The 9,608-nt window shown below is 38.4% G+C and carries 5 protein-coding genes; all 5 read right to left on the bottom strand.

Annotated elements, in window-relative coordinates; translation table 11 throughout:
• Positions 1–30: 30 nt before the first annotated feature.
• The 5 genes from EP13_RS00415 to dptG are packed head-to-tail and all read right to left on the bottom strand — an operon-like array spanning position 31 to position 9,608.
• A complete protein-coding gene (locus tag EP13_RS00415; protein ID WP_052364219.1) occupies positions 31–1,275 on the bottom strand; it encodes a DGQHR domain-containing protein in 1,245 nt (414 codons plus the stop codon).
• On the bottom strand, positions 1,275–1,778 hold the full coding sequence (locus EP13_RS00410) for a hypothetical protein (RefSeq protein ID WP_044055462.1): 504 nt from the start codon (positions 1,776–1,778) through the stop codon (positions 1,275–1,277). Before EP13_RS00410 ends, EP13_RS00415 begins: the two co-directional genes overlap by 1 nt.
• A complete protein-coding gene (locus EP13_RS00405; protein ID WP_044055461.1) occupies positions 1,765–3,228 on the bottom strand; it encodes a HEPN domain-containing protein in 1,464 nt (487 codons plus the stop codon). Before EP13_RS00405 ends, EP13_RS00410 begins: the two co-directional genes overlap by 14 nt.
• A complete protein-coding gene (gene dptH, locus EP13_RS00400) occupies positions 3,215–8,320 on the bottom strand; it encodes a DNA phosphorothioation-dependent restriction protein DptH (protein WP_044055460.1) in 5,106 nt (1,701 codons plus the stop codon). Before dptH ends, EP13_RS00405 begins: the two co-directional genes overlap by 14 nt.
• A complete protein-coding gene (dptG, locus tag EP13_RS00395) occupies positions 8,301–9,608 on the bottom strand; it encodes a DNA phosphorothioation-dependent restriction protein DptG (protein WP_044055459.1) in 1,308 nt (435 codons plus the stop codon). The genes dptH and dptG overlap by 20 nt, the downstream gene beginning before the upstream one ends.

The following is a 9,608-nucleotide window of genomic DNA, read 5'->3' as shown; positions in this document are numbered from 1 at the left end:
TTATTGAGCTATACGGCCTAGATGAGACATTTAGGCTGTCTTTCCCGCTCCGTTTAAAAGTATTTGATATAACTTTTGCTCGTCATTGTTTAGCTTTAAGTCTGCTAAAGATTTCAAACTAGCAGCCAAAAACATTGAGTTTCTAACTCTGCTTCTTAATTTTGTCTGGATACCAAAAAACTGGTCGTCAAAATTAATTTCTTTTACTGGACTCAGTAACTCTAAAAAATATTCCTCATTAAATTCTTCTGTTCCATCATAATCTTTGCAAACAAACTTAAGAAAATCGAAACATGCATGCACTCCAAGGGTTTTACGAAAAACTTCATATTCCCAAAGCACTTTCTTTAAAGCACCGAAATAGCTTTTTATAATATTAAAGAATGTTTTGTCCTTATTTAATAAATACAAGTCTCTCAAGGGAGCAGTAGACGCCTCATCATTTAATAAACTTCTATCTCTGCCACCATCGATAGATACTGTATGCATTAATTCTCTGTCTTTCTTAGGATTTGTTGTTATTAATGAAAGTATGCCGTCTATTATCGAAGCCATCGAAATCGATGATTCTGTTTGTGTATTTGCCAATCCGAGTTTTATCATTCCTTGTAACGGTGAAGTAGTATCTTCAGCTAACACTCTAGCAAAATAAACAGCTAGAGTTTCGGGCGTCCATGACTTAGGCTCGCCTTGCTCCATATCAAACTGAAAAAGGTTATACGCTAAGTTTTTGTCAACTCGTTTTTGATTAATGTTGATATTTGTGAATATCTTTGCATGGTAAGGTAGAGGAAGGTCAAGATATACCGAACACAGAAGATTCATATCCTGGGACGAAGAGTTTTCAAACCCAAACACTCTATGTTGACCATCTATTATTGAAGCAAGCTTTTTAGAGGTTGGTATTGTCAACTCATAAAAATTACCGCCAACATTTTCAACAGTCCAGCGCTCTTTTAAATTTGTAATAAGGTTGCCATCTTGGTCATAATTTGCGCCTAAAATAATTGAATTAGGAAAGCTTGCATCTACAGTCTCAGTATATCGCTTTATTTCGTCAAGACGCTTAGTGGTACGAATTCGCTGGTTTCCAACTAATCGATTTACGAATGTTCCAAGATATCCTGTTTTTGTCTCTTCTTCATCTTGAAGTATTTCAGCCTTTATCGTGTAACATGTCTGCAATAACTGCTTAGCCGTCAATGTAACTACATAGAAATCACCTAAAGGTTGCTCGACTTTGATCGCTGGCACTTTGAGAGGAAAATTACTCATTAACTGTTATCCTTAATCATATCTGCGTTTGCAGCTTTATATCCTGTAGAAGAAGCAACGATCTCTTCATCATCATCATCAAACCTCGGATCATTAACATTAGCCATCAAGAAAAGTAGGAGCGATATGAGAGCGCCAATGTTTACCGCGATTGATAAACCAGAAGGACAAAAAACATAACCTAACAAGGAAGTTATAAAAGCTATTATCCCAATAATTAAACCCAATGCAGCGAAATTTTGCTGATTTGACTTAGAAAGAAAACCTTCAACGAATAAAGTTCCAAGTATCGCCACTGAAAAAGTGAATACACTTTGACTTTCTATCCAAGAAATATTTCCATCAGCGTCAATTAGTGGAGGAAGCCAAACCCCGATACCACCCACAAAAAGTATTCCAACAGTGAAGTATGCAATAAACCTTAAGCTTTTTAGGGCATTACCAAGTCTACTGGTTACTTCTGGAAAAATCCCGACCCATGAGTTTTTTCTAATTTTTGGCATCCTCCCCTCCCAAAAATTCTCTTAACATGGTGGGGTCTATACTTTTTCTTATCATCCAAACTCCTTTTGATATTTGTTTATAAATATCGTATTTCCCATTGAAGAGCTCAACATCAGAAGAGTGAAAATAAATCGCTCTTCTCACACTTGTGCGCCATGAACCAAACAACCTCCTATTGGTTTGCTTTTCTACTTGGGTATAAATCTTATCTAGCTGACTTCGTCCACCTAGCGCTTTCAACGCAAAATATACTTCTTTACTCCATGACTTCTGTATTTGACTTTGAACATCATGCAGTTGGCTAGCAAGTTCATTTATATTCTCTTTTGATGTGATACTATTAAAAGATACACTTCCCCTTAAGTGAATCAACTTTCGTATTTTTTCACCCGTATAATTTTCAATTTCTCCTTTTCGAACGAGTTCATCAATCAATTCAGCTAGTGGCATTTCATGAGCATTGGGTAATAATGCTCGAATTTCTTTTTCTAAATAGTTTATATCGGAAAAGTAAGCGCCTACTCTTGCATCTAGGGTAGTTGCAACTCTATCGGATATGGCTAATCGTTCAGATGTATCAAGTTGAAGTTTTCCGAGTCTTTCAAAAGCCCTCTCGAGCGTTGGTTTTAATTCGCTGACCAAGTCTCTAATTTCTTCGTATTTGTCACTGCTTAAATACGAAGTATGTGCCACTGAATTTCTTAATTCATAAAGCCTTTCCCATTTACTTTTAAGCGTTGGACCTTCTATCTCTACTTGCTCACTGAAGAAATGATCCCAGTTGGAACGCGGTATGAAGTTTTTTAAGTCACTAAGCAATATTTCATCGGAACTCTTATAGCTTTTTATTTTGTTGTAAAGTGACGTATTATCGGCTAATTGATAAGTGTCGAACAAGATAAATCCTAGGTCTTTAAAATCTAATTTCTGTAATTCTGATGAATACTTTCGAGGTTTTGTTTTCTTTAATGCTGACTTTACTTGACTTGGCAAATTGTCAGATACCCAGTCCTTTCCAACTTTAGCAATCATAAAAAATGTAATGAACTTTCTCATTAAATTCTCTATTTCATGAATTATTGAATAGGCTTTTCTAGAATAATAAAAAGAAACGTCATCCTGGAGGGTTTCTATTATAAAATTTTGCTCGCCTAGTGCTTTTTTTAACTCTCGCAAAGACTTTGTATACTGTAGCAATTCATTATTTTTACCTTTTACAGAGATATAAAAGTACCTCTGCGCCTTCCCAGAAACTGAGCCACACCTTATTTTATAATCAAGTTTCAGGTTTCCAGAATGCAACTTGTTGCTTTGTATTATTAGGCTAGACTCGTTTTGTATAAGCTGATTCAGGTCATTACCTGACTTGATGAAATTAAAAAGCGCACCGACTGAACTCTTCTCTAATATTACCAGATACTCAGTAGTAACAAATTCATTTGCGCTCATAGGTTAACTCCCAGAAAGCCCTATCTTTGATCTTTGTTATTTTCTTATCACCATCTACATACAAGCTATGGTGTTTTTCTAACTCGCGTATCGACTTCATTAGATACTCTTGGTCAGTCTTATCGTCTTTATTGAAGAGCGACTTAATATCTTGATTTTTAATTTGAGATACTCGATGGACAATCCAGCTTAATATGTAAGCAGAGTAATCATTGTCGCCCGTTTTAAAGTGAGTTATATCCTGAGTAGAAAGGATTACGCCAACACCATATTCGCGCCCTTCCTTAAGTATTTTTCGTAAGCTAGGGAAGTTTTGAGACATAAAGTTATCAGCTTCATCCACAAGAATTAGCTTTGTGACTTGCCGAAGGTCGCCTTGTACAGATGGCTTACCTTGCTTTTGCATTTGCGAATAGAAGAGGTCAAGCGTTAACGCAACAACCAGGCTTTGGATTTCGCTTGGGTAACCGGCCAGCTCGATTACCGTAATTCCGTCTATGAGTTCGTACAGACTTGTGCATTTACTGACATCGCTTTCGAATACTTCTAGCTCATGAAGACTTTCAAGCGCTGCGTAAAGTGAATCCTCAGCTGGCTCGCTGTCCAAAAACAACGCCCATACATCTGCAATAGTTGGTGCCGGCTTTTCCCATGTTGAGGGGTCTGCTTTACTAATTCCCGCTAAATCGTATGCTTGGGAAATTAGCTGTCTTAGTTTGAGTTGCTGCCTCTGTCCTAAATTAAAGGCTTTTGCCATTGTTTCTGAGAACCCACGAGCAGTGTGCACAGGTAACATTGGTGTATCACCAAACAGGCTCAGCGGGTTATAGGGCAGCCTAAATAAATTATATTTTTTACCGCTTGTCGCACTGATAAATTTGTCATCCACATAATCCGATTTGTAATCGAAAATAAGGATACCAATAGGCTTACCATCAACATTATTTTTTTGATTTCGATGGAGCTGAGTAACAACAGATTTCGTGCATTGAGTTTTACCTGTACCCATTGTTCCAATAATACCCGAGTTGGTATTCATGAATTTGGCAGTATTTGTTGGTTCCCAAAAAACTGGCGCTTGGTTTTGAACAGAATGACCAACTAACACCTTTAAAGTTTCGTTGGTTTCCACATAAACTCCGTCAGCTACATTTACTTCGGGCTTTTCGGCATTAGACTCTGCGTTAAAGTTGTAGTCAGTTTCCTGCTCATCCACACTTAAAGAAGTGTCTTCTTTTGACTGTATTTTGTTATCTACAAGTAGTGTGGAATCTCTTAAAATGTATTCGCTATTGATGTGACAAAGCTTTTCAGGCTGCTGTTCGAAAAGTTGTGATAGCGGTGTTTTTATAAATATAGAAAGGTTGCTTATTGGCAGCTCTATTTTGAGAATATTTTCTTTCAACTCAAAAGCCGGCTCAAAGAAAGTGTCATTTTCTACGTGTGATACAAGGAAGCCTTCAGGGTAATTTGCCAAATCAGCGATAGCATATTTACCCTGTAACCACCATTCACGACGAGTAAGCAACTCATCAAAGTAGCTCTCATTGTACAGGTTATACAACTTGTACTTATCTATCTGCATCAGCAGTTGCCTTACAAATAATCCTCGATAAAGTTGGGCAGCTAAGCTATCTTCTTTTAAAACATCTTCTTCAAGGTAGCGTTTAAGCTCTTTGGCTTGTTGTACACCTTTGTTGTGTGTTTGCTTCTTACCCGTTTTAACTTCCACAGGCAGTAACACCATTGCATCTTGCTTAAAGCCTACAAATAAAACGTCGTCTGAAATAGCACCCTTGATGTTTCCTGTAATATTACTTTTTGAAAAGTCACTTTCTGACATTTTCAAGCCAATATTACCTGCAACTCGCAACATCTCGGCAACTGAAAGTGGAACCCAGGTAATATCAGATTTATTAAGCAAGCAATTTACAAACTTATACGCACCAATGATTCCGCGTTTTTCTTTGCGCTCATTGTCGTTAGCGGTGATCATTTTAAGAAGCCACTCACCATTGAATGCGTTGAATTCTTCAATGATGCCGCCCTGGTCACGCTCGAGGACTTTTTTGTATAAATCAGATTCTTCAGTAACGGTTATCGCGTCATAATTTATTGAGTTGGTGTAGTTATCCGAATAGTGGATCAGCACAACGTTTTTATCGTTGTCAAAGAAGTCCAGTGTCACTTTGGGGTCAATAATTGTCGTCCAGATTGAACTCGAATAAGCACATTGAAGAAGTTTCCTAAACTTACCACTTATTACTAATGCTGTCGATTTAGAGCGTGAATACTGCTCATCAGGTTTTCGCGCAGGTTTTATGAGACCATTAAGACGTTCCGCAATTTGCAGGTGGGGCTTGTCATCATACTCGATACCTTTAAGGCCAAAGGCGGTTGAATAGCTATCTTCCTCACTAGATGATGCTTCGCCGGCTAATAAGCCCTCAGCAACAACGCCACTTAATTCTTCGTTAATGTTGCGGTCTCTAGACTGTACTTTGTCGTTGTTCTTAAAAAAGGAAATATGGGCGTAATGCTGAGGCTTAAAAATGCCATCTTCTAACTTCTCGTTTTCGAATTTACTGTAAGTTAACCTCGTTCTAAGTAGGTCAATGACTGTATCAGCAATATCCTTATCTTTTCCTTTGTTTAAACCATATTCTGCTTTAATAACGTCGTAGCTTGCAGTGTCTGAAAAGCGGTCAAACTCACAGTACTCTATTTCATCGTCATAAATATTTACGTGAATCTGGCAGACTTTATTTTTGTATTGTTTGATAAAATCTACAAGGCCAAGAAAGACTTCCTTGTTTTGCCCATTGTTTATGGAATTGATTATTAACTTGGACCGTTCGCCATTTTCAAATAGGCTTGAAAACGCATCTCTAAACTCAGAAACCTTATCCCTAACCAGTTTCTGTACATAGCCGTAACTAGTTTCTTGATGAGGGACAATACGTAACCACATACTATTGTCAGTCTCATACTGACAGTATCCAAACTCATTATTAGGGTCATAAATAAATGGCATTAACCCTTGCGCATTTAATCTGGAAAGCGTGACTTTTGGCAGCTGCTTGAAGCTGTTGGTTTTGTCTTGTACCACCCTTTGCACAAGATACAGGTGATAAGCTAAAACCATAGGATGATATGGCGTTATGTACTCAACGCCGTTGAACTCTGCAAAGCCGATATTAACTAACTGCTTTTGTGATTGGCTTAGTAAAGTATCGTACTGAATGCTTCTTAGTGCTTCGTTGTAAGTGCGCACTACATGTTCAACAAGCTCTTGGTAAGTATCGCCCCATCCGCTCAAACTTGGTAAGGTGTTGTTATTAGTCAGGTAGGCAAAATAAGTAGAGTACGCTGAAGAAAGTTCTGGGTAACTTGCAGCGATATCCGCAACGGTCACATGCAAATTTTCAGATACTGGGCGATACAAACTATTGTTATCAAGAAGCTCTTGCTCCCATTGTAAAAGAGTTAATCGCTTTCCTTTGGGTGCTATTTCATGGTTGTCGAGTTGGATCTTGCTCTTACGTCTATTAAATACCGCAAAATAGTCGTTATTAAACAGTTGATTAAAACGCTCTTGATTAAACATAAGCGGTAGTGATAACGCATCAGTTGCTACCGCTCCCTCGATGCTGAATCTTAACTGTGTTTCTCTACCTTTTACTACAAACTCAACATTGTCAGATTCTGAAGCTAGCTGTTCGAAATCAACCATACCTACGGTGCTGTTTTCAAACTCTTGCGCATTTTCAGTAAGCGCTTCTTCCTTACCATGTTCAGCAATTTGAATCTTGTTCTCTTCGGTTTGAATAGTAATTAGCTGGCACTTGGGATCTATAAGGAAGCTGTTCTCAATTGAGTCTAGATAGAACTCGTTTTCTTTAACTACTAACACCTTAAAACTATGAGTTTCAGCAGATTTATCTCGCTTAACGCGGAATGTGAAGAAAGTAGCAGTATCGTAATAATTGCCTGAAATCATGATGCGGCTGCGCTTTCCACCCGCATTATCCGGGTTACTATAGCCGATACTTGGTTGGCTAGCGTTGAGAACTTTGCACTCTTTTTTCTCTACTTTTCCGCCAATGAAGCTGATTTCAAGCTCGAAGGTATTTCTACCTTCCGGGATCACATAAATGATGTTCTTAGTGCGCCGTCCGGCTTTTGTATCTGCTTGCGTTCTTACTAGTAATTTACCCTCTGAGATAGATTCTTTTTCAAGCTCTAGAAGGTTTTCCTTATTCTTCTTTTGTTCTTGTAAGCATGCTTCTAACTCTAAGTTGTATTTCCATGCTTCTGGGTCTTGTTCATCGAAATACTTTTTAATGAAAGACGGGCTAAAGTCTTCTTCCCCAAGCTTTTCCTCCAAGCTTGTGGGAAAGTGATGGGTAATATAGTCTAGCTTTTCATACATTTGCTTGTTTTGCTCAAGCCTGTTCGCAATCTGATTCGGAGAGTCCCATCCTTTCAGAAGAGGGTCGTTTAGCAGTGCTATTTCATGGAAGCTGATTTCACCATCATCTACAAGCGCGTTAAAGAGCTCTTCAAACCCAAACATCGTTGCACCGTCATCGACAATTTGCTCGAAACGGTGACTTAATAAGCATTGAGTAACGAGCTTATTATCGTTTAACGGATCGATTTCCCCTTCTAATGCTTCTTTAATTTTTAGCGGGTGCCAAATCCAGTTTGGCTGAGCAATGTTCTCAGCTGAATTTATCAACGTATCAAGCATTGAATTATGGATAATCAGAAGACAAGAGTCTTTCACTTCACTTTGCTGGGAAGCGACTACATCTCGAATATGAGAAATAAAGTTTTCGCTACAGCCGTCGCCTTTTTCTTCACTGTGTAAGACAATTAAGAGCTTATATTCCCCAACTTGAATAAAGGGCATCTCAACTTGCCTGATAGTAATGAAACCTGCTTTTCTGGCGCAAAGCGCATCAAATAGCTTTTTGCTGTTGCCCTTATCTGGTGACTGGAATTGGTAACGATAACCTTTGTAGAAATGCTCAGCGCCCCAGTTTATAAGCTTTTCAGCTAAAAAATCCTCAAACTGTTTTTCTGACATAAACTGCGTCTCCACTGTCACTCATTCTTTCTACGTTACCTATTCGCTCATAAAATTCTACAAGCACTTTTTGTGTTTGCTTATCAAAAAAGATACCTCTAGCTTCAAACTCTTTCAGTAACTCATGAAGTCGTAGGCGATCCCTCTTCCCAATAACTATATTGGTCAGAAGCAATATATAATCTTGATTAAATACTAAAACTCGGCCCGCTCTTCCTCGGCTCTGAACAAAGTGCCCACATAGCTCTGACTCTATGGCTTTGCAGAAATTAACATTTACGTCATGACGTGTTTCACTCCTGCCAAATTGCGCATAGAAAAGTGCCAACAAGTTATCTACCGCATCTGCCACGCTGCTTGCTTCTTTGAGCTCTATTTCTAATTTTCGCTCTTCTTTGAACTCAACCGCATAAGCGTTTAGCGCGTCTAGCGCTCCTTGGGTATGTTCAAGACTCGTAATGGACCATAGTGGCTGTTTAACGGCTGCACTATCTTGGAGACTTTCGTTCATTGCCAAGTATGGGAAAACCTTATCGAAATTTTTAGCTAGCTGACGATAACCGTAGCTTTTTACATAGCTACGTTCATCTGAAGCTTTTTCGGTATCCAAAATGAAATAGCATGGTTTGGCTGTAGGTACACCCGCTCTCCATTCACTTAAGTTAAGTGTGAGTTGCGCGGTATAAAGGAATGCATAAAGCTTTAAAAAGTCTGTTATGTTTTCTATGAAGTACTTTGGTTTCGATGCAATAAAGTCTAAGTCTTCAATAAACAGCTCTCTTAGAAAAGGGAGATAAGGCACTTCTGTCGGTGCTTTAGAAACGGTTCCCGCTTTAGACCCTGAGACAGTGAAGCTATTGAATGTTTCAACTAGCTCTTTCTCTAAAAAGTTCAGACTTAAACTTGGTGATTTTTGCAGATGATGGTCCTGCAATAAGTTCAGGAACAAATCGCCTAGCCTCTTATTTGCCGAGCTACCTTTAATGTCTTGCGCTTTAAACAGTAGAAGCTCTGGACTTATCTTATAAAGTTCATCACCACTGAAATACATTTTTTCAAGATGTTGCCAAAACTGTGGTTCGTCCAACTTTGATTCAAAATCCTCTTTGCACTTTAATTTGAATTGCTCAAATTGATTGCTCGCTACACTCTTTCGATAAGCGTACTTTACGAAATGACCAAGTACGATGTCCCAATCAAAAATGCCTTTCCTATCCTTAGTATTGATTGGAAAAAAAGACGTCAGTTTGTTGTTTTGAGGTTTTAGCTCTGATTTGAGTTTAAACAT

It is taken from the genome of Alteromonas australica, assembly GCF_000730385.1.
GTDB classification, from domain to species: Bacteria; Pseudomonadota; Gammaproteobacteria; order Enterobacterales; family Alteromonadaceae; genus Alteromonas; species Alteromonas australica.
The sequence above is the reverse complement of the archived record's forward strand: the minus strand, read 5'-3'. Positions and strand labels throughout refer to the sequence as shown.